A 20,803-nucleotide genomic window follows, 5' to 3' on the forward strand; every position below is an offset into this window, starting at 1 on the left:
CCGTCGTCGCGCGCCGCCTGCCGTCCGCCGCCCCGCGCGCACCTTTCGCCACCACCCGACGCGGACGCCGCCGCCCGCGCCCGGGACGGCAACCCGTCCCGGGCGCGGACGAGTTGTGAGGACGGAGGCGGGCTTCGCCGGTCCTCGTCCTAAAGTGCTCGGATGAGCATGAAGCCCGCACCCGGCTGGTACCCCGACCCGCATGCCCCGCACCTGGAACGCCGGTGGGACGGCACGGCCTGGACCGAGCACCGGCGCATCCCGGAGGCCCCCGGCGGCCGTGCCCGGACGGTCGCCCTCGTCACGGCGGCGGCCGTGCTCGTCGCCGCGATCGTCACCGGCGCGGTGCTGCTGGGCGACGACGGCGGCGACCCGGGGACCAGGACCGGCTCGTCCGCCGCGCCCTCCGCCCTCTCACCGGACGACGGCGGCCCCGCGCCGTCCGCCTCCGTATCGGCGTCCGAGCCCTCCGCCGACGACCCGGACATCGTCGAGGACCAGCTCAACGGCGTCACCTTCCCGCTCCTCGACGGCTGGGTCCGGCCAAAGAACGTCAGCCAGGACGACGTCGTCATGACCACTTCCGGCATCCACGACTGCCCCGGCGAGGGCAGCGTCTGCCGTCACGGCCTCGTCATCTCCCGCACGGTGACCGCGACCGACGAGACCTCGCCCGAACTGCTCGCCGAGGAGGACATCCTTGACGCGGCCGAGGACGCCTTCGAGGAGGACGCCCTCGACCAGAGCCCCTACGGCGGTATCGAGTCCCACACGGTCCTGAAGTCCGGCCCGGTCGCGGTGGCGGGCCGCGCCGGGTACTACGTCCGCTGGCGGGTGACGACCGGCAAGGGCCCCGGCGGGTACGTGCAGTCGCTGGTCTTCCCCTCCACCGTCGGCACCGGGGCCCCGATCGTCGTCCGCTACGTGTTCGAAGCGGGCGACGGCGCACCGCCCCCGGCCGACATGGACCGCATCACCAAGGGCATCCGCGCGGTCGGCGGCGCTGACCCGGGCGGCGGTGTGGGCAACAGCGTCGGCCCCATCCCCCGACCCGCGGCGGACCGGGCCCCGCCAGCCGGGGCGGGCTAAAGGAAAGTCATGCCCTCGCCGCGGTACGTCGGTACGGTGTCCGTCACCGCGCCGCCCTCGACCAGCCGCAGGGCGTCGAACCGTTCGCACAGCTCGCCCGCCTTGGCATGCCGGAACCACACCTTGTCGCCGATCAGTAGATCGTCGGCCGGCGAGCCCAGCAGCGGTGTCTGGACCTCGCCGGGTCCCTCCTGCGGGTCGTAGCGCAGCCCCTCGGGCAGGTACGGCACCGGCAGCCGGTCGGTGCCGGCCGCGCCGGACGCCGGATAACCGCCGCCGAGCACCGTCACCACGCCCACGCCCGGCCGCCGTACGACGGGCAGGGCGAAGAGCGCCGCCGGACGCCCGGTGAACGACGTGTAGTTGTCGAACAGTCGCGGTACGTACAGCCCCGAACCCGCCGCGATCTCGGTGACCGCGTCCTCCTCGGCGGTGTACTGCACACTGCCCGTGCCACCGCCGTTGACGAACTCCAGACCCGGCACGACCTCCCGTACCGCCCGCACCACCGCCGCTCGCCGCGCGGCGATCTCCCGCCGGGCGGCGGCCTGCATCAGCCGTACGGCCCGGGACCGCAGCGGCTGCCCGGCCACCGCGTCTCCGACCCCCGCGACATGACCCTCGTACGCCATGATCCCCACGACCTCGAACCCGGGGCGCCGGGCCACCGCGCGGGCCGACTCGGCGACCTGCGCGGGGGAGCGGAGCGGGGAACGCCGGGCGCCGATCCGCACCCGTCCGCCGAGCAGCCTCAGCGAGGTGTCCAGCTCCAGACAGACCCGCACCACCTCCCCGCCCCCTGCGCGCGCGGCGTCGATCAGGTCCAGCTGCGCCGGGTCGTCGACCATGACGGTGACGGCGGCGGCGAGCTTGGGATCGGCGGCCAGTTCGGCGTAACCGGAGCGGTCGGCGGAGGGGTAGGCGAGCAGGATGTCGTCGAAACCGGAGCGGGCCAGCCACAGGGACTCGGCAAGGGTGAACGACATGATGCCCGCGAAGCCGTCCCTGGCGAGCACCCGTTCGAGCAGGACGCGGCAGCGCACGGACTTGCTGGCCACCCGCACCGGCTTCCCGCCGGCCCGGCGCAGCAGATCGTCCGCGTTGGCGTCGAAGGCGTCCAGATCGGCGATCGCGAGCGGGGCGTCGAGGTGGGCGGTGGCCTGGTCGTAACGGGCCCGGTCGGAGGCGCGCACAGTCATGGACGCAGCCTGCCAGAAGGGTTTGCCGCAGGGGTAGGGGGACGTTCCGGGCAGATGCCGCGGGCCTGCGGACTGGTTCCCGTTCGGCCGGTGTCACGCCGTAGAGTGACGCGCACGTCCGGCGGCCCACGCCGGGCAAAGGCCCGTGCCGGGATGATGCTCCTCCCGTGCGGGTATCTGTGCCCGGGACGGCTTCGTACCGGGTCCGGCGGCAGACACCGGCCCGCGGCGAGGAAACGGTCCGGGCACGAGGAAACGGTCCGGGCACGAGGAAACGGGGGGTGCATGAGCACGGAAGCGCAGCGCGCCCCCCACCCTCCCCGCCCCGCGACCCCTCCGCCGCCGTCCACGCCCCCGCGCCCGCCCCACCCGCCGGCCGACGACACCCACGAGCCGGACCGGTGGCGGCCGGGCACCGGCACCGGTCCGCGCGGGACCTCCGGCACGACGCCCACCGGGGGAGCGGCGAACGGGACCAACGGCACCGCGCCGGTGCAGCCCAAGGGACGGACCTCCGGCGGAACCGGCGCGTTCGACGTGCGCCGGCCGGCCGCGTCACCGTCCGCCGACACCGGCGGAGCGGAGGGCGACGCGGGGGACGCACCCGTGCCCGCCCTCTCTTCCCCGGCGTCCTCACCGCCCCGGCCCTCCTTCCCGGGTTTCGGCGCCGGCGGTCGGAGCGGCCAGGGCGGACCGGCGGGTACAGGTGCGGGTAGGGGTACGGACGGAGCGGCACCGCCCCCGCCGAGGGCGTCCGCCCGCTTTCCGGACACCCCGCCCGCCGTGGGCCGCGGGACACCGTCCCCGGCCACCTCGCCGAACGGTCCGGCCACCGTGCCACCGCAGCCCGCGCACGGACCCGACCGCCCCGGCCGGCAGCAGCGCCCCGCCGCGGTCCACACGGACACCCTCCGTACCGACGCGCGCCCCAAGAACCCGCCGGAGACGACGACCCGTCCGGGCCCGGCCCCCGTACGGGCATCCGCACCGGCACAGCCGACCGTCCCCCCGGTCACGCGACCCCCGGTCGTCCCCTCCCGGCCGGCCGCGCCCCCGCTCCGTGCGGAGCGGGACGGCGCATGGGTTCCGGCTCCGCGTCCGGGTGCCGAGGAGTCGTACGGCTCCGGGCGGGCCACAGTCGCGCACCTCGGCCCGGGCACCCCCGACCCCGCGTTCTCCTGGAGCCCTCCCGTGGCACCCGGCGGTGCCTCCGGCCCCGGCCGGCCGGTCGTGACGTTCGCGCGGCCCGAGGGGTACGACGAGAACGGCCGGCCGCACCCGCTCGGACGGCGGGTCCGCTCCCAGGCCGTGGCCGCCGCGGTCTGTCTCGTTCTCGGCGTGGGCCTCATCGGCGGTGCCGCCGCCGGGAGCTGGCTCGCCGGGGACTCCGGCGAGACGGAGGCAAGCAGCGGCTTCGCCGTCGCCGGAAGCATGTGGCACAACGTCCCGGTCGACGAACTCTTCCCGCCCACCCTCCAGGGCAAGGGAGCCGGCCCCGGCGACGCCGACCGGGTCTGGACCCGGATAGCGGTGGCCCCGGACAGCGGCTGCGAGGACGCCTTCGATCCGCTGCTGCGCAAGCTGCTCGCTCCCGCCGGTTGCGAACGGCTGCTGCGCGCCACCTACACCGACGTCACCCAGAGCCATGTCACCACCGTCGGCCTGCTGTTCACCCAGGCCGACGCCGTCGCGATGGCCTCCCTCGCCGACCGGTTCGACAAGGAGCGCCTGGACCGCCGTACCGACCTGATGCCCCGCCCGTACGCGGCGAAGGGCACCGCGGCCGCCGGCTTCGGCGCCGGACAGCGTGCCGCCTGGGCGATCTCCGTCCTCACCGACGCCCCCGTCGTCGTCTACACCGTGTCCGGCTGGGCCGACGGCCGCGGCGTCGACACCCCCCTGCCCGCCGAGGACGCCATGGAGTCCGGCGCCACCACCGCCCCCGCCCAGGCAGGCCTCGGCCACGAGGCGCGGGGCCTCGCCGACCGGGTCGAACGCGGCCTGCGCAAGAACATCGGTACGACCACGGAGCAGCCGTCATGAGGCCCGCGACCGCCCGGACCGCGACCCTGAGCGTCCTGCTGGCCGCCGGCCTCGCCCTGCTCCCCGCCACCGCCGCGTACGCCGACAGCATCCGCGACAGGCAGTGGGGCCTGGACGCCCTGCACACCGACGAGGCCTGGCGCACCACGCAGGGTGCGGGTGTCACCGTCGCCGTCCTGGACACCGGGGTCGACGCCGAGCACCCCGACCTCGACGGCAACGTCCTGGCCGGCAAGGACCTGGTCGGCTTCGGCGCCGAGGCAGGCGACCGCGCCTGGGCCCGGCACGGCACCGCCATGGCCGGCATCATCGCAGGTCACGGACACGGCGCCGGGAACGGCGAAGGCGTCCTGGGCATCGCGCCCGAGGCGAGGATCCTCCCCGTCCGCGTGATCCTGGAGGACGGCGACCCCTCCCGCGCCGAGGCCCGCAGCACCCGCGGCAACGCCCTCGCCGAAGGCATCCGCTGGGCCGCCGACCACGGCGCCGACGTCATCAACCTCTCCCTCGGCGACGACTCCGCCTCCGCACACCCCGAGTCCGGAGAGGACGAGGCCATCCAGTACGCCCTCCGCAAGGGTGTGGCCGTCGTCGCCTCCGCCGGGAACGGCGGCGAGAAGGGCGACCGCGTCTCCTACCCGGCCGCCTACCCGGGCGTCATCGCCGTCACCGCCGTCGACCGCTACGGCACCCGCGCCCCCTTCTCCACCCGGCGCTGGTACGCCACGGTCAGCGCGCCCGGCGTCGACGTGATCATCGCCGACCCCGACCGCAAGTACTACGAAGGCTGGGGCACCAGCGCCGCCGCCGCGTTCGTCTCCGGAGCCGTCGCCCTGATCAAGGCGGCCCACCCCGGACTGACCCCGGCCCAGCTCAAGAAGCTCCTGGAGGACACCGCCCGCAACGCCCCCGCCGACGGCCGTGACGACTCCCGCGGCTTCGGTTTCGTCGACCCGGCCGCCGCCATCGAGGCCGCTGCCCGCCTGAAGCCCGGGAACCTGGAGTCGGCGGCCCACGGCGAGCGGTACTTCGGCCCCGGACCGGGTACCGCCGAGTCCGACACCGGCACTTCCGACTGGGCCGCCCCCCTCGCGGGCGGCGCGGGCGGCGTCCTCCTGGTCGCCACGGTCGTGCTGTGGCGCGGCCGCCGCGAGGCGCGGCACGACGACGGCGTTCAGGTGCACTGATCACGGCTCCTGTCGACGCAGGCGGGGCTCGATCCGCCGGACAGCCCCCGACCGGAGGCCGAGGCCGCGGTGCGGCCGCCGGTGAACTCCGCGACCGCTGCCCTGGCCGCCGCCTCGACCAGCGCGATGCCCGTCGCCTGCGTCGCGTTGCCGTTGGACAGGACGGCCACCAGGCAGTCGCGTCCGCCGGCCGTCACCCGCCCGATGCTGTTGACGTCCCACAGCCCCGTGGTACTGCGTGGCAGCCAGCCGTTCTTCAGTGCCCACGCGGATCCGTCGGCGGCGGCCGAGACACCCCAGTGCTGGCCGGGGGCGATCTGCTGCATCAGATCCTGGAGATACGTCCGCGAGGCCCCGCTCAGTTCCGAGTCGTCCCCGAAGACCTGCTGAAGCAGAGTGAGCTGGTCGGCGGCCGTGGTCCGGGTCAGCCCCCACAGCATGTCGTTGCCGCCCGCGGTGTCCGCGAGTCCGAGACGCTCGTTCGCGGCGTCCAGTCCTTCCGCCTTGCCGATGATCCGCCACAGCGCCGACGCCGAGGCGTTGTCGCTGTGGCGGATCATCGCGGTGGCGCACGTCTTCTCCGCCGCGGTGAGGTGCCGGCCCGCGTCCTGGGCCTGGAGCAGGAGCGTCGCCAGTATGTCCACTTTGACGATGCTCGCCGTGTCGAAGGCGTCGTCCCCCTGGGCGGCGCTCTCCCCGGACTCCACGTCCAACACCGCCACCGACACCTTCGCGCCGGCCGGAACGGACACCGCCGCCGGCGCGCGGGCCGGTAACCGGTCCCGGTCCACGTCCGGCTCCGCCACGGGTTCCACCGATACCTCCCCCTCGGCCGACGGCTTCGCCGACGACGATACGGTGCCGGTCCCCGGGTACGCCCGCGTGGTGTCCTCCATGGTGCCCGCGGCCGTACCTCCGAGTACGGCGACCGCGACGAGTGCGGTGCGCGGGGGGAAGCCGCGCGACGGGCGGGTGCGGCGGCACCAGGGCGCTCCGGAGGACTCCGTGCCCGCGGTGATCGGGGCGGTTGGCCGTGCGGGCCGTCGGACGGAGGAGGGAGCTTCGTCGGGGGGACCTGGGAGATCCGTGAATCCCGTGCCCGTACGGTTTGGGGGGCCGCGCAAGCGCGGTGGCATCTCCCTCTATAGGCTCGACGACCGTGGCGAACAAGAACATTCCCGACCCCGGCTACCGTGACGACGACGGTTCCGCAGACCCCCGGCTGAGCGCGGCGCTCGCCGTCTGGGCCGAGGACGGCAACACCGTCGCCCCGGTCCTCGACGCGCTCAGGGGCACCCGGCTGCTGGTCCCCGTGGTGGCCGTCCTCGGCGAGACCGAGGAGGACGAACGAGGGCTGCGCCGCGAGAAGACCAGCGACATGGCCGTCCCCACGCTGAAGGCCGGCGACCGCACCGCGCTGCCCGCCTTCACCTCCACCGACTCGCTCGCCCGCTGGGACCCGAGGGCTCGCCCGGTCGCCGTACCGCTGAACCAGGCCCTGCAGGCCGCCGCGCACGAGAGGGCGGACACGGTCGTCCTCGACCTGGCCGGGCCCGTGCCCTTCGAACTGACCGGCCCGCTGCTGCTCGCGCTCGCCGAGGGGCGTACGACCACCGACCCGCTGGCCGACCCCGCGGTCACCGGCGCCCTGCACGCGGTCGTCGCCGCGGAACCCGCCGTCCTGCGTGCCCACCTCGGGCCGGGGCAGGCCGACGGCACCCTCGCCCTGGTCCTCGACCCCGCCGCTCCCGTCGCCGAGGCAGCCCGCGCCGTGGCACGGCGACTCGCCGCCGACGAAACACTGAGGGCCCGCCTGGTGCGCGGCCTCGACCTGGCGGTACTGCCGGCCGAAGCGACGCCCCCGGGCGAGCCCTTCTACGTACGCGGGGAGTCCGTGCCCCGCCGTGCTCAGCCGTAGATCGCGCCCGTGTACTTCTCGCCCGGGCCCTGCCCGGGCTCGTCCTTGATGAGCGAGGCCTCGCGGAACGCCAGCTGGAGCGACTTCAGGCCGTCGCGCAGCGGCGCCGCGTGGAAGGAACTGATCTCGGTCGCGGACGCGTCCAGCAGACCGGCCAGCGCGTGCACCAGCTTGCGGGCCTCGTCCAGGTCCTTGTGCTCGTCGCCCTCCTCGGTCAGACCGAGCTTCACGGCCGCGGCGCTCATCAGGTTGACGGCGACCGTCACGATCACCTCGACGGCCGGGACCTCGGCGATGTCTCGGGCCATGGCGTCGAAGTCGGGGGTGTCGGCGGTTGTGGGGGTGTCCGCGGGGGAGGTCTCACTCATGTCCCACACGATAGGGCCCGGGGTGTGTCCCCTTGACGGCAGGAGTGCGCCGACCAGGGCGCGATGCAGGCGGTTAGCGCACCCTCGCGGAAGCTGCTAGCCTTGTGTAACGACCGGTCGGACCCGTCTGCCCACGGCATACGCGCCCGGCCCACAAGTGGAGGCTTTCGAACTCCCACCTGGCCGTCCCCTGGATGGCAGGTCACCGGTCAGGCGGTGCCGCTCAGCGGCGGTCCGCCCGAACGTGCGCCCCGCGGTGACCGCGGCGGTGCTCCGGTAGTTCGAGGAGCCCCGCCTGTGATCGTCCGGGGTGTTTTTGTTGCTTCGGCTCGGTCAGGTCTAACGAATACAGATGTTACGCGGCTGTCCGCCAGGCCGTCGCGTGGTGCTATCTAGGAGGATCCATCAGCGCCGAGCCCCGCATCAACGACCGGATTCGCGTTCCCGAGGTGCGACTTGTCGGTCCCAGTGGCGAGCAGGTGGGCATCGTCCCACTGGCCAAGGCACTGGAGCTTGCGCAGGAGTACGACCTGGACCTGGTCGAGGTCGCGGCGAACGCCCGCCCGCCCGTGTGCAAGCTCATGGACTACGGGAAGTTCAAGTACGAGTCGGCCATGAAGGCCCGTGAGGCGCGCAAGAACCAGGCGCACACGGTCATCAAGGAGATGAAGCTCCGGCCGAAGATCGACCCGCACGACTACGACACCAAGAAGGGTCACGTCGTCCGGTTCCTCAAGCAGGGCGACAAGGTCAAGATCACGATCATGTTCCGTGGTCGCGAGCAGTCCCGGCCCGAGCTGGGCTACCGGCTGCTGCAGCGGCTCGCGGAGGACGTCCAGGACCTCGGGTTCATCGAGTCGAACCCGAAGCAGGACGGCCGGAACATGATCATGGTTCTCGGTCCGCACAAGAAGAAGACCGAGGCGATGGCCGAGGCCCGTCAGGCGCAGGAAGCCCGCAAGGCTGACGCGAAGGCCAACCCCGGCCGCTCGCAGAACGCCGCGGAGGCCGAGGAGTCGGACGACGCCGAGGCACCGGCCGAAATCCAGGCCGAGGCTCCCGCGGACGCGTGACCGCATGACCTCGGGGGCCGCAGGCCCTCAGGGACATAACCGAAACAAGTACGACGCTCCACCGTGCCCGGTTTTCGTGACCGGGCACCGGAGCGCCACCGACGAGGAGATAACGGCGCCATGCCGAAGAACAAGTCGCACAGCGGTGCCAGCAAGCGCTTCAAGGTCACCGGCTCCGGCAAGGTGCTCCGCGAGCGAGCCGGCAAGCGCCACCTGCTCGAGCACAAGTCGTCCCGCGTGACGCGTCGCCTCACCGGCAACGCCGAGATGGCCCCGGGCGACGCCAAGAAGATCAAGAAGCTTCTCGGCAAGTGACGTGCCGGCGCTCCGGCGCCGTCCGTACGTCAGGACCGGGACCCAATCGATTTCGGGCCGCGTGACCATCAACCGCGGCCCCGCTACAAGGAGTTAACAAGTGGCACGCGTCAAGCGGGCAGTCAACGCCCACAAGAAGCGCCGGGCGATCCTCGAGCAGGCCTCCGGCTACCGCGGTCAGCGTTCGCGCCTGTACCGCAAGGCCAAGGAGCAGGTCACCCACTCGCTGGTCTACAACTACAACGACCGCAAGAAGCGCAAGGGTGACTTCCGCCAGCTGTGGATCCAGCGCATCAACGCCGCTGCCCGCGCGAACGGCATCACGTACAACCGCTTCATCCAGGGTCTGAAGGCCGCGAACGTCGAGGTCGACCGCAAGATCCTGGCCGAGCTGGCCGTCAACGACGCCACCGCCTTCGCCGCGCTCGTCGAGGTCGCCCAGAAGGCGCTGCCGGCGGACGTGAACGCGCCCAAGGCCGCGTGACGCCGCGCCGGCCTCGAAACCGGCGTGATCCAACGGACCCGCAGGCGCTGCCTGCGGGTCCGTAGTCCGTCCGGGTCCGGAAGCCGGGGTGGCACCCATGCGGGAGCCGTCGCCGAAGCTGTGAGCGAAAGTGAACCGAATGCCCCCGCCACCCCCGAGTTGATCTCCTCCCGCTCGCCCCGCGTGCTGGCCGCGCGGCGGCTGGCCAAGCGGAACTTCCGGGGCAAGGAGCGGCTGTTCCTTGCCGAGGGGCCACAGGCCGTGCGGGAGGCCGCCGTGCACCGCGGTACCGGCGGGCACGGCGGCGCCGCCACTCTCGTCGAGCTGTTCGTCACCCCGGAGGCAGCCGAGCGGTACACCGACATCATCGGCGCCGCCCGGGACGCCGGCGCCCGCATCCACCTCGCCGCAGAGCAGGTCGTCGCCGACATCTCCACCACCGTCACCCCGCAGGGCCTCGTCGGGGTGTGCCGCTTCCTCGACACCCCCTTCGAGGAGATCCTCGCCGCCCGCCCCCGGCTCGTCGCCGTCCTCGCCCACGTACGCGATCCCGGCAACGCCGGCACCGTCCTGCGGTGCGCCGACGCCGCCGGCGCCGAGGCCGTCGTCCTGACCGACGCCTCCGTCGACCTCTACAACCCCAAGGCCGTCCGCGCCTCCGTCGGATCGCTGTTCCACCTGCCCGTCGCGGTCGGCGTGCCCGTCGAGCACGCCGTGGCCGCCCTGCGGGACACCGGAGTACGGGTGCTCGCCGCGGACGGCGCGGGCGACCACGACCTCGACGACGAACTCGACCGGGACACCATGGGCGGGCCCACCGCCTGGGTCTTCGGCAACGAGGCATGGGGACTTCCCGAGGAGACCCGGGCCCTCACCGACGCCGTCGTCCGTGTTCCGATTCACGGAAAGGCCGAAAGTCTGAACCTCGCCACCGCCGCCGCCGTATGTCTCTACGCGTCGGCGCGTGCACAGCGCGCCGTCGGAGGGTGCCGCTCCGTCACCGAGAGCTAGTAAGGTGACCTGCCCGGGGACCCTCCCCCCGCTCTCGGCCGTACCCCAGGCTTCCCGGCTCCGACCGGACCGGGGCACCCCGCACGGGCACGGGGCACCCCGAGGGAGTACGGAGAGGTGGGGTACGGGGATGACCGTCGGCACGAGCAGCGCACCGGGAGCACCGCGGGCGGCGCACCCGCCCGCGCCCCGGTCCGCCGGCCCCGCTGAGCTGGGCGTCGATCCCGACCAGCTGCCCGACGGCCTCGTCGTCGCCGACGAGCACGGCAGGGTCATCTGCTTCAACGCCGCCGCCGCCCGCATCACCGCCGTCCCCGCCGAGCGGGCTCTCGGCAGACGGCTCGATACGGCCCTGCCGCTGGAGGACCTGGAGGGCCGGCGCTGGTGGCAGCTCACCGATCCCTACGGCGGCCTCGCCATCCGGGTGGGCCAGCCCGAGTGCAACCTGCTGCTGCCCGGTGGCCGGGAGGTCCTCGTCTCCGCGCGCTACGTCCGCACCCGGCCCACCGGACCCGTCCAGCGCGTCGTCGTGTCGCTGCGCGACACCGAGGCCCGCCGCCGCACCGAACGCAGCCACGCCGAACTGATCGCCATCGTCGCCCACGAACTGCGCTCCCCGCTCACCTCCGTCAAGGGCTTCACCGCCACCCTGCTTGCCAAGTGGGAGCGCTTCACCGACGAGCAGAAACAGCTCATGCTGGAGACCGTCGACGCCGACGCCGACCGGGTCACCCGGCTCATCGCCGAACTCCTCGACATATCCCGCATCGACTCCGGGCGCCTCGAACTGCGCCGCCAGCCCGTCGACATCGGGGCCGCCGTCGGACGGCACATCCAGGCCTACGTCGCCGCCGGACAGAGCGCCGACCGGTTCCTGCTGCGCGTCCAGCACCCCCTGCCCGGCCTGTGGGCCGACCCCGACAAGGTCGACCAGGTGCTCAGCAACCTGCTGGAAAATGCGGTGCGCCACGGTGAGGGAACCGTCACCATCGACATCACGCCCTCGGCGTCCCCCCGAGACCGGGAGAACGGCGAGCACGCGGCCACGTCGGTCACCGTGAGCGACGAGGGCCCCGGCATCCCGGAGGAGTCCATGAACCGCGTCTTCACCCGCTTCTGGCGGGGCAGCAAGCGCGGCGGCACCGGCCTCGGGCTGTACATCGTCAAGGGCATCGTCGAGGCCCACGGCGGCACCATCACGGTCGGCCGCGCCCCCAGTGGCGGCGCGGAGCTCCGATTTACGTTGCCCGTGGCGGCCCCCGCGTATCTCACCTAGCGCGCACCCCGGGCCCCACGGGCGCGTTCACGGTCCCTCACCCCGTTAGACTCGGCCTCTGGCACCTTTGTGTCCCACAGACGGAGACGCTTCGGCCACGAGCCGGTGACGGGGACCATCAGCCAGCCAATCGGAAGTACGGGAAGAGATGTCGGCACCCAATAAGTCGTACGACCCTGTCGAGGTCGAGGCGTTGAAACCGGAAGAGATCGAGCGCATGCGGGACGAGGCGCTCGCCGCCTTCGCCGCCGCGGACTCCCTCGACACGCTCCACGAGGCCAAGATCGCCCACACCGGCCCCGCCTCGCCGCTGGCCCTCGCCAACCGGGAGATCGGCGCCCTGCCCCCGCACGCCAAGGCCGACGCGGGCAAGCGCGTGGGCCAGGCACGCGGCGCGGTGAACAAGGCCCTCGTCGGCCGTCAGAGCGAACTGGAGGCCGAGCGGGACGCCCGGGTCCTGGTGGAGGAGGCGGTCGACGTCACCCTGCCCCACGACCGCGTACCGCCCGGCGCCCGGCACCCGCTGACCACGCTGTCCGAACGCATCGAGGACATCTTCGTGGCCATGGGCTACGAGGTCGCCGAGGGCCCCCAGGCCGAGGCCGAGTGGTTCAACTTCGACGCCCTCAACATCGGCCCGGACCACCCGGCCCGCGGCGAGGCCGACACCTTCTTCGTCGAGACCGCGCCCGACAGCGGCTCAGCCGCGGGCTCGGGCGGCACCGAGTCCGGCGTCGTCCTGCGCACCCACACCTCGCCCGTGCAGGTCCGCTCCCTGCTCGGCCGCGAGCTGCCGGTCTACGTGATCTGCCCCGGCCGCGTCTACCGCACCGACGAACTGGACGCGACCCACACCCCCGTCTTCCACCAGGTGGAACTCCTCGCCGTGGACGAGGGCCTCACCATGGCGGACCTCAAGGGCACCCTGGACCACATGGTGCAGTCGCTGTTCGGCGAGGGCATGAAGACCAGGCTGCGGCCGAACTTCTTCCCCTTCACCGAGCCGAGCGCCGAGATGGACATGCTCTGCTACGTCTGCAAGGGAGAGTCCGTCGGCAACACCGACCGCCCCTGCCGCACCTGCTCCTCCGAGGGCTGGATCGAGCTCGGAGGCTGCGGCATGGTCAACCCGCGGGTGCTGACCGCCTGCGGCGTCGACCCCGAGAAGTACAGCGGCTTCGCCTTCGGGTTCGGCATCGAGCGGATGCTGATGTTCCGCCACAACGTCGAGGACATGCGAGACATGGTCGAGGGCGACGTCCGGTTCACCCGGCCGTTCGGGATGGAGATCTGATGCGGGTCCCGCTTTCCTGGCTGCGGGAGTACGTCGACCTGCCGGCGACTGAGACCGGGCGCGACGTCCAGGCCAAGCTCATTTCGGCCGGCCTCGAGGTCGAGACGGTCGAACACCTCGGCGCCGACCTCAAGGGCCCCCTGGCCGTCGGCCAGGTGCTCACCATCGAGGAGCTGGAGGGCTTCAAGAAGCCCATCCGCTTCTGCACCGTCGATGTCGGAAGGGCCAACGGCACCGGTGCGCCCCAGGAGATCGTCTGCGGCGCCCGCAACTTCTCAGTCGGTGACAAGGTCGTCGTGGTGCTGCCCGGCGCGGTGCTGCCCGGAGGGTTCGCGATCGCCGCCCGCAAGACCTACGGCAAGGTCTCGCACGGCATGATCTGCTCCGGCGACGAGCTGGGCATGGGCGACGACGGCAGCAAGGGCATCATCGTCCTGCCGCCCGAGACCGAGGTCGGCACGGACGCCGTCGAACTGCTCGAGCTGGTCGACGAGGTCCTCGACATCGCCGTCACCCCGGACCGCGGCTACTGCCTGTCGATGCGCGGCGTGGCCCGTGAGACCGCCACCGCCTATGGGCTGCCGCTGCGCGACCCGGCCCTGCTCGACGTCCCCGGCCCGAACGCCTTCGGCCACCCGGTGAAGGTCTCCGACCCCGTCGGCTGCGACCGCTTCACCGCCCGCACGGTGACCGGGCTCAGCCCCGACGCCCGGTCCCCGATCTGGCTCACCCGCCGGCTGCAGAAGGCCGGCATGCGCCCGGTCTCCCTCGCCGTCGACGTCACCAACTACGTGATGCTGGAGCTCGGTCAGCCGCTGCACGCCTACGACCGCTCCCTGCTCCGGGGGGCCATCGGTGTGCGCCGGGCCGGGCAGGGCGAGAAGCTCACCACCCTCGACGGCATGCGGCGCACCCTCGACGCCGAGGACCTGGTGATCACCGACGAGCGCGGTCCGATCGGCCTCGCCGGTGTCATGGGCGGCGCCGACACCGAGATCGCCGGCCACGGCCTCGACCAGGCGACCTCCGAGGTCGTTGTCGAAGCCGCGCACTTCGACCCGGTGTCCATCGCCCGTACGGCCCGCCGGCACAAGCTGCCCTCCGAGGCGTCCCGGCGCTTCGAGCGCGGCGTCGACCCGCAGGCCGCCGCCGCCGCCGCGCAGCGCACCGTCGACCTGCTGGTGCTGCTCGCCGGCGGTACCGCCGAGGCCGGGGTCACCGAGGTCGTCGCCCCGTCCGCGCCCCACACGATCACCATCCCGGCCGACCACCCCGACAAGGTCGCCGGTGTCGCCTACGGCCGGGAGACCGTCGTACGCAGCCTCCAGCAGGTGGGCTGCGACGTCTACGGTCAGGACGAGCTGATCGTCACCGTGCCCTCCTGGCGGCCCGACCTCACCGATCCGAACGACCTGGCCGAAGAGGTCATCCGGCTCGAGGGCTACGAGAACCTGCCCGCCACCCTGCCCCGGCCGCCCGCCGGACGCGGGCTGACCTCCCGGCAGCGGCTGCACCGCCGGACCGGCCGTGCCCTGGCCGGTGCCGGATACGTCGAGGCGCCGAACCACCCGTTCGTCGGTGAGCAGATCTTCGACCAGCTCGGCCTGGACGCCGACGACCCGGCCCGCAGGGTGGTGAAGCTGACCAACCCGCTCAACGACGAGGAGCCCGCGCTGCGCACCTCGCTGCTGCCGGGCCTGCTCGGCGCGCTGCGGCGCAACGACGGACGCGGCAGCCACGACCTCGCGTTGTTCGAGACCGGCCTCGTCTTCAAGCCGCGTGAGGAGCAGCGGACCGCCGTCCGGCTGCCCGTGGACCGACGGCCCACCGACGAGGAACTCGCCGGCCTCGACGCGGCGCTGCCACACCAGCCGCGGCACGTCGCGGTCGTCCTCGCCGGTGCCCGCGAACAGGCCGGCTGGTGGGGCGCGGACCGTTCGGCCGGCTGGGCCGACGCGGTCGAGGCCGCCCGTACCGTCGCCGCCGAGGCGGGCGCCGGACTCGTCGTCCGCAAGGGCCGGTACGGCCCGTGGCACCCGGGCCGCTGCGCCGAACTGGCGGTCACCGCCGACGGCACCGAGCGGGTCGTCGGCCACGCCGGTGAGCTGCACCCGCGCGTGGTGAAGAATTTGGGCCTGCCTTTGCGTACCTGCGCGATGGAGATCGACCTGGACGCCCTGGAGCAGGCCGGCGGAGGCATCCCGCAGGCACCGGCCATCTCCACCTTCCCGGTCGCCACACAGGACGTCGCCCTGGTCGTCGACGGGGCCGTGCCGGCCTCGGACGTCGAGGCGGCGCTGTGCGAGGGGGCCGGTGAACTGCTGGAGTCCATCCGGCTGTTCGACGTGTACGAGAACGCCGAGCAGTTGGGCGAGGGCCGCAAGTCCCTGGCATACGCGCTGAGGTTCCGCGCGGCCGACCGGACACTGACGGTCGACGAGGCGTCCGCGGCCCGTGACGCGGCGGTCGCCCTCGCGGGCGAGCGCACCGGGGCGGTTCTCCGGGGCTGACATCCTCCGGGGCCCGGAGAAGCTCGCCGGAGACGACGGGTCCCCCGGGGACCGCGTGATCAGCCGGGCACGGTTCGCCGTGCCGCGGCGGGCCGCGCGGTCCCCGCGCGTTCCAGGGCTCACTGCTCCTGGGGGCGGGGGAGGGCCTGGAGGGACGACCGGTGGCTCACACCGGTGCCGCTGGGACCGGCCCACCCGGCCCGGCTTCACCGGACGGGCACCGTCGGCCGCCTCAGGGCTTGACGGGGCGGGCAGGCCCATCCGTCCCTCGGGGACCCATGCGCCCCATACACATCTGTTCACCTCCCTTCCCGAGGGGCACCTCACTCGTTCGGATGACATTTCCGGGCGATACGTCCGGATCGGGTGATCCGGACGACAGAATCGGACCGGCCTTTCCAGGCCGGTCTACGCTGTCAGGGCCAAGAGTGGGGGGCCATCGGCATGATTCGCTTCAAGGCTGGAGCGCCCCGCACGGGGCGGTCCAGGACCAGCCCGTGGGCGTCCGACCACTGTTGTCCGCTGCGCCGGGCGCTCGCCCGTGGACTGCAGCCCGGCGTCCTCGGCGCTCTCGGTACCGGGCTGGCTCTGCACGTCGGGCGGAGCCTGCTGCGGGAGGTGCGGCAGAACCGTACGACGGCCCGCACCGCGCAGCGGATGCTGAGGCCGCCTCCCCGTGTCGACGGGCTGGCCGTCGCCGCCGTCCAACTGTCCGCCGACCGGGGCGCCCGGCTCGGCGGCGATCTGTACGAGGTGGTCGCCACCGAGTACGGCGTACGGGCGATCATCGGCGACGTCCGCGGACACGGGCTCGTAGCGGTCCCCGCCGTCAGCGCCGTTCTCGACGGCTTCCGCGAGGCCGCGCACGGCGAGTCCGACCTGAGCGGAGTCCTGCGCCAGCTGGAACGGGCGATGGGCCGTCACCTGCGGAAGCGGGCGCGTGACGAGCGCCTGCCGGCGGGCACCGACCACGGCTTGTGGATCGCCGAGGAGTTCGTCACCGTACTGCTGCTCGAGATCCTTCCCGACGGGGAGATGCGCGCCCTGAACTGCGGGCACCCCTGGCCCCATCTGCTGAGCGGTGCACGGGCCGAACCGCTCGCCCGTACCGGCCCGCTCCCGCCGCTCGGCCCGTTCCCGCTGCCCGCGAAGCTCCCTGTCGTTTCCTGCGGCAGGCTGCTGCCAGGGGACACGCTCGTCCTGCACACGGACGGAGTCGAGGACGCACGGGACGCCGACGGCACCTTCTTCCCACTGCCCGAGGTGCTCGCCTCGGCCGCGTGCGAGGCCCCGCCCGCACCGCAGTCCGTCCTGCGGACGATCCTCACGGCGCTGGTCCGCCACACGGGCGGTCCCCCCAAGGACGACGTCGCCCTGCTGGTTCTCAGGAACGAGCGCCCGTCCCCCCGCGCACCCGCAAAGCCTCGGGGCGCTGCTTGCCCGGACCCGGCCGGCCCCTCCCCGACGGGCCCGCTGCAGCACCCGGCGTGACCGGCGTGCCCGGCGCGATCGTCGTCGGGGCCGGCGGTGCCGTCCGCCCTGCCACGGAGTGTCGGGCAGGCAGCCGGGCGGACGGCGCACAAGCGGGCCGCCGCAGTGTGCGAGGGGGAGTCGCGGCCCGGCCGGCCTCTTTCGAGACACCTCAGTCAACCGGACGGCAACTCTCCGCGACAGTGCGCGCACCCTGAGGATGCGGGCACTCCGTTCACACCCCGTGTGAACGCCCGCCCACTACTCTGTCGGCACCGATCCCCCCGGGGGGCCTCATGCAGCCCAACACTCTGCTCGACGCGGTCCTGGACGAGGCCGGTGTCTCGCACGCGGGCCTGGCCGTGCACGTCAACCAGGCCGGCCGGACGCGCGGACTGTCCCTCAGATACGAACACACCGCCGTGGCCCGCTGGTTGAAAGGGCAGCGGCCCCGGGGCCAGGTACCCGACCTGATCTGCGAGGTGCTGGCCGTCCGGCTGCAGCGCCCGGTCACCCTCGACGACATCGGCCTCGGTGTCCCCGGCGAACCCGCCGCCCCGCACGCGGGCACACTCTGTGGCTTCGTCGAGCGGGCCACCGCGCTGTGGCGCTCCGACCAGCAGCGGCGCCCGCACATACTGGGCGCGCCCGCCGTCACCGGCACCCCCGCCGTGATGCCCGTCTGGGAGTGGGAGAACCCGCCCGAGGACGTCGACGTCTCACGCGGAGGCCGGCACCGGGTCACACCCGGCGACCTGGACATGCTGCGCGCCGCCCGCAGCCACTACGAGCAGATGTACCGCAAGGCAGGCGGCGTCGCGATCCGTAACCGCATCGTCGGCTTCCTCAACGCCGAGGCCGCCCCGTTGCTCCGCGGCGGCTACACCGACGCCGTGGGCCGTCAACTGCACCGGGCCACCGGCGGGTTGGTGGCCGTCGCCGGGATCTGCGCATACGACTCCGACGCCCACGGCCTCGCCCAGCGCTACTTCCACCAGGCGCTGAGACTGGCAAAAGCCAGTGAGGACCGGGGGCTTGGCGCATACGTGATCGCACTCCTCGTCAACCAGTCGCTGTTCATGCGGGAGTACCGGCAGGCCGTCGCCTTCGCGGAGGCCGCGCTCCGCGCCGCCGGCAAGCACATCACCCCGGCACTCGCCTCCGACCTGTACGCGATGCAGGCCAAGGCCTACGCCCACCTCGGCGACAGCACCGGCGCGCTGTCCTGCATCCGGCGTGCCGAGCAGGCCGCCGAGCGCATCCGGCGCGGCCACGAACCCGACGAGACCGGCTATGTCCAGCCCGGCCTGGTCAACGTACAGGTGGCGGAGGCCCTGCTCAGCCTCGGTGAGCTGGCCGCGGCGGGTGAGCACGCGGCCGCCGCCGTCGACAACCCCGCGCACGACCGGGGCCGGGTGCACCGGCTCGCCATGCTCAGCACCGTGGAACTGCGGCAGGGCAACGCCGACAGAGCGGTCGCCATCGCCATGCAGATGGCCGAGCAGGCCCGGGGAATGGAGTCGCAACGGCTGCGCGACAGACTCCGCGCCGTGCGTGAGCACCTGGTGCGCAACGGCTGTGAGGGGACCGCCGAGGCGGCCGAACTCATCGACGGGGCACTGCGCGTACCGTTGTAGTTGTGGCCGGCTGCAGCCGGGTGCTCCGCGCCGTGCGCCCGTGCCGCGCCGCCCGCTGCGCCGCGGGCGCACTCCTGTGCGCCTGCTGTCGCGCCGTAACTGCTGCGATATTGCCACCTACCGAACGGAAGGTGGCATAACCGTGCAGTGGACGAACAAGAACGAACAAACCGTGTACGCCAACCGCTGGTTCAGCGTCAACCTCGCGGATGTCGAGCTGCCGGACGGCCGGCAGCTCGACCACTTCCTCATCCGGCTGCGGCCCGTCGCCGTGGCCACGGTGGTGAACGAGGCCAACGAGGTCCTCCTCCTGTGGCGCCACCGCTTCATCACCGACAGCTGGGGGTGGGAACTCGCGGCCGGAGTCGTCGAGGACGGCGAGGACGTCGTCCGGGCGGCGGCCAGGGAGCTGGAGGAGGAGACCGGCTGGCGGCCGGGGCCCCTGCACCACCTCATGAGCGTGGAGCCGTCCAACGGTCTCACCGACGCCCGGCATCACATCTACTGGGCCGACGAGGGCGAGTACCTCGGGCATCCGGTGGACGACTTCGAGTCGGACCGCCGGGAGTGGGTACCGCTCAAGGTGGTCCCCGACCTGGTCGCCCGTGGCGAGGTCCCGGCCGCGAACATGGCGGCCGCGTTACTCCTGCTGCACCATCTCAGGCTGGGTCAGGACATCATGCCCTGACCCCTCCGCGGCCGTCAGCCGTCCGGCCCGGGTGCGTGATTCAGCGGCCGAACGCCTGCCAGGCCGTCACGACGAGCGCGCCCACGGCCGTGACGGCCGCGACCGCCTGGAGCGGCCAGCGGGCGTGTTCCAGGGCGACGAGCCGGGTGTTCAGCTCGTCCAGTTCCCTGGCCGCCTCCTCGGTGCGATGGCTGAGCAGTGCCAGTCCGCCCTCGACGCGGGCGTATGCCACATCGAGGCGGCGCCGTAACTCCGCGACTTCACCCTGGACGGCGGGCTGTTCGGGATCAGCGGTCACAAGTCCGCTCCTCTCCGTCATCCTTCTCATCCCTTGCCTGCGTAGGGTGAGTCAACTCCCCTGGCGGGTGCGGAGTAAGAGTGTGCGGGGGGCATATGCGAGCCCGGAGCGCACACGGTGTGTGAACGCCGCGGGCCCGGCGCCCTCGGTGGTCCAGGGAAGCCGGGCCCGTTCGCATGACCGGAGTGTCGCGTTCGGCGAACGTGTCGGGGCGTCAGTTCTCCGTCACCTACGGCTGTCTCAGCCGTAGGTGTAGAAGCCGGAGCCGCTCTTGCGGCCCAGCCGCCCCGCGTCGACCATGCGCTGGAGCAGCGGGGGAGCGGCGTACAGGGGCTCCTTGTACTCCGCGTACAACTGGTCGGCGCTGCATGTAGCGCTGTGACCTGCGGTTTCTTCGGTTGTGTGGCGGCTTTGACGGCGCCAGGGACTTCTCGGGGACTTTCGATCCCGCATCACACGAGCCACGTATCCATCGCGGCCAGTCCGCGCTTGCCTGCGCCCGGCATGAAAGGGTCCGCGATCCAGCGCCCTGCTCTCGTCGAACCTGCGTCCTGGTGCGTGTCACGACGTCGCGAACGTCAGTAGGTGGCAGGCCAGGTCGTGCTCGGTGCCCGGAAGGACAGCGGCGATGGCCTGTGCCCGCTGACGGCCCATGGTGTTGGGCTTCGACTCCGCCGCAGCTGCGAACTGGTGGGCGACGTACGCTCCGCGGTTTACGTCGCCGCCGCGCAGAAGTGCCGATGCCAGGTTCCCGAGGACGACCACTCCGGACTCGGGTAGTTCGCCACCGAGGCGCTCGACTGCGGAGTCGGCTGTGGCCGTCAGCTCCTGACGCTTGAGTTCGCCGAAGACCGAGAGAGCTAGGTGTTCTGTCCACGGAGGTTGGGGACGCGGCTGGCAGGTGGTACTGGCGACGGCCGGACTGCAGCAGGACGAATGCCTG

18 protein-coding genes and 2 pseudogenes are annotated in these 20,803 nt (G+C 72.9%); 14 read left to right on the forward strand and 6 right to left on the reverse strand.

Annotated elements, in window-relative coordinates:
- Window positions 1-168 precede the first annotated feature (168 nt).
- On the forward strand, window positions 169-1,089 hold the full coding sequence (locus HUV60_RS27855; RefSeq protein WP_257850292.1) for a DUF2510 domain-containing protein: 921 nt from the start codon (window positions 169-171) through the stop codon (window positions 1,087-1,089).
- Here the strand turns inward: HUV60_RS27855 and HUV60_RS27860 are convergent.
- On the reverse strand, window positions 1,086-2,288 hold the full coding sequence (locus HUV60_RS27860) for an amino acid deaminase/aldolase (RefSeq protein ID WP_257849930.1): 1,203 nt from the start codon (window positions 2,286-2,288) through the stop codon (window positions 1,086-1,088). The two genes, HUV60_RS27855 and HUV60_RS27860, sit on opposite strands and share 4 nt — an antisense overlap.
- A gap of 285 nt (window positions 2,289-2,573) precedes the next feature.
- Here HUV60_RS27860 and HUV60_RS27865 point away from each other — a divergent pair, with 285 nt between their 5' ends.
- A complete protein-coding gene (locus tag HUV60_RS27865) occupies window positions 2,574-4,331 on the forward strand; it encodes a hypothetical protein (RefSeq protein ID WP_257849931.1) in 1,758 nt (585 codons plus the stop codon).
- Window positions 4,328-5,518 carry a type VII secretion-associated serine protease mycosin gene (gene mycP, locus HUV60_RS27870; RefSeq protein WP_257849932.1) on the forward strand — a complete coding sequence of 397 codons (1,191 nt, stop codon included), beginning with the start codon at window positions 4,328-4,330 and terminating at the stop codon, window positions 5,516-5,518. Before HUV60_RS27865 ends, mycP begins: the two co-directional genes overlap by 4 nt.
- Here mycP and HUV60_RS27875 read toward each other — a convergent pair.
- Window positions 5,506-6,414 carry a class A beta-lactamase-related serine hydrolase gene (locus HUV60_RS27875; RefSeq protein ID WP_257849933.1) on the reverse strand — a complete coding sequence of 303 codons (909 nt, stop codon included), beginning with the start codon at window positions 6,412-6,414 and terminating at the stop codon, window positions 5,506-5,508. The genes mycP and HUV60_RS27875 overlap by 13 nt on opposite strands.
- 263 nt (window positions 6,415-6,677) lie before the next feature.
- On the opposite strand from HUV60_RS27875, the gene HUV60_RS27880 reads away from it, so the two are divergent.
- A complete protein-coding gene (locus tag HUV60_RS27880) occupies window positions 6,678-7,436 on the forward strand; it encodes an SseB family protein (protein WP_257849934.1) in 759 nt (252 codons plus the stop codon).
- Here the strand turns inward: HUV60_RS27880 and HUV60_RS27885 are convergent.
- On the reverse strand, window positions 7,427-7,804 hold the full coding sequence (locus HUV60_RS27885; RefSeq protein WP_257849935.1) for a DUF1844 domain-containing protein: 378 nt from the start codon (window positions 7,802-7,804) through the stop codon (window positions 7,427-7,429). The two genes, HUV60_RS27880 and HUV60_RS27885, sit on opposite strands and share 10 nt — an antisense overlap.
- A 404-nt stretch (window positions 7,805-8,208) precedes the next feature.
- Between HUV60_RS27885 and infC the strand changes: the two genes are divergently transcribed.
- From infC to HUV60_RS27935, 10 genes are all read left to right on the forward strand, one after another.
- Window positions 8,209-8,877 (forward strand): translation initiation factor IF-3, encoded by a 669-nt coding sequence (gene infC / locus HUV60_RS27890; RefSeq protein ID WP_257850293.1) that lies wholly within the window; start codon window positions 8,209-8,211, stop codon window positions 8,875-8,877.
- 120 nt (window positions 8,878-8,997) lie between these two features.
- Entirely contained in the window at window positions 8,998-9,192 is a 195-nt protein-coding gene (gene rpmI / locus HUV60_RS27895; protein ID WP_015661694.1) for a 50S ribosomal protein L35, read from the forward strand.
- Window positions 9,193-9,292: 100 nt separating this feature from the next.
- Window positions 9,293-9,676 (forward strand): 50S ribosomal protein L20, encoded by a 384-nt coding sequence (gene rplT / locus HUV60_RS27900; RefSeq protein WP_004933571.1) that lies wholly within the window; start codon window positions 9,293-9,295, stop codon window positions 9,674-9,676.
- Window positions 9,677-9,796: 120 nt separating this feature from the next.
- On the forward strand, window positions 9,797-10,687 hold the full coding sequence (locus HUV60_RS27905) for a TrmH family RNA methyltransferase (protein WP_269441243.1): 891 nt from the start codon (window positions 9,797-9,799) through the stop codon (window positions 10,685-10,687).
- A 130-nt stretch (window positions 10,688-10,817) separates the two neighbouring features.
- Entirely contained in the window at window positions 10,818-11,963 is a 1,146-nt protein-coding gene (locus HUV60_RS27910; protein ID WP_257849939.1) for a sensor histidine kinase, read from the forward strand.
- A 148-nt stretch (window positions 11,964-12,111) separates the two neighbouring features.
- Window positions 12,112-13,257, forward strand: coding sequence for a phenylalanine--tRNA ligase subunit alpha (gene pheS / locus HUV60_RS27915; protein WP_257849940.1), 1,146 nt, complete (start codon window positions 12,112-12,114; stop codon window positions 13,255-13,257).
- Window positions 13,257-15,767: a phenylalanine--tRNA ligase subunit beta gene (gene pheT / locus HUV60_RS27920; protein WP_257849941.1), complete on the forward strand. Its 2,511-nt coding sequence runs from the start codon at window positions 13,257-13,259 to the stop codon at window positions 15,765-15,767. The genes pheS and pheT overlap by 1 nt, the downstream gene beginning before the upstream one ends.
- 444 nt (window positions 15,768-16,211) lie before the next feature.
- Entirely contained in the window at window positions 16,212-17,258 is a 1,047-nt protein-coding gene (locus HUV60_RS27925; protein WP_257849942.1) for a PP2C family protein-serine/threonine phosphatase, read from the forward strand.
- Window positions 17,259-17,533: 275 nt separating this feature from the next.
- On the forward strand, window positions 17,534-18,874 hold the full coding sequence (locus HUV60_RS27930) for a transcriptional regulator (protein WP_257849943.1): 1,341 nt from the start codon (window positions 17,534-17,536) through the stop codon (window positions 18,872-18,874).
- A gap of 142 nt (window positions 18,875-19,016) precedes the next feature.
- Complete coding sequence (locus HUV60_RS27935; protein WP_257849944.1) at window positions 19,017-19,562, forward strand: NUDIX hydrolase; 546 nt, start codon at window positions 19,017-19,019, stop codon at window positions 19,560-19,562.
- Between the two features lie 40 nt (window positions 19,563-19,602).
- Here HUV60_RS27935 and HUV60_RS27940 read toward each other — a convergent pair whose 3' ends face one another.
- From HUV60_RS27940 to HUV60_RS27950, 3 genes and pseudogenes are all read right to left on the reverse strand, one after another.
- Window positions 19,603-19,860, reverse strand: a complete 258-nt coding sequence (locus tag HUV60_RS27940; RefSeq protein ID WP_257849945.1) for a hypothetical protein — start codon at window positions 19,858-19,860, stop codon at window positions 19,603-19,605.
- 240 nt (window positions 19,861-20,100) lie between these two features.
- A pseudogene (locus HUV60_RS27945) lies at window positions 20,101-20,223 on the reverse strand (3-hydroxyacyl-CoA dehydrogenase family protein); the annotation flags it as partial.
- Between the two features lie 198 nt (window positions 20,224-20,421).
- A pseudogene (locus tag HUV60_RS27950) lies at window positions 20,422-20,730 on the reverse strand (transcriptional regulator); the annotation flags it as partial.
- Window positions 20,731-20,803: the final 73 nt, after the last annotated feature.

This window comes from Streptomyces sp. KMM 9044 (assembly GCF_024701375.2).
Lineage (GTDB): Bacteria > Actinomycetota > Actinomycetes > Streptomycetales > Streptomycetaceae > Streptomyces.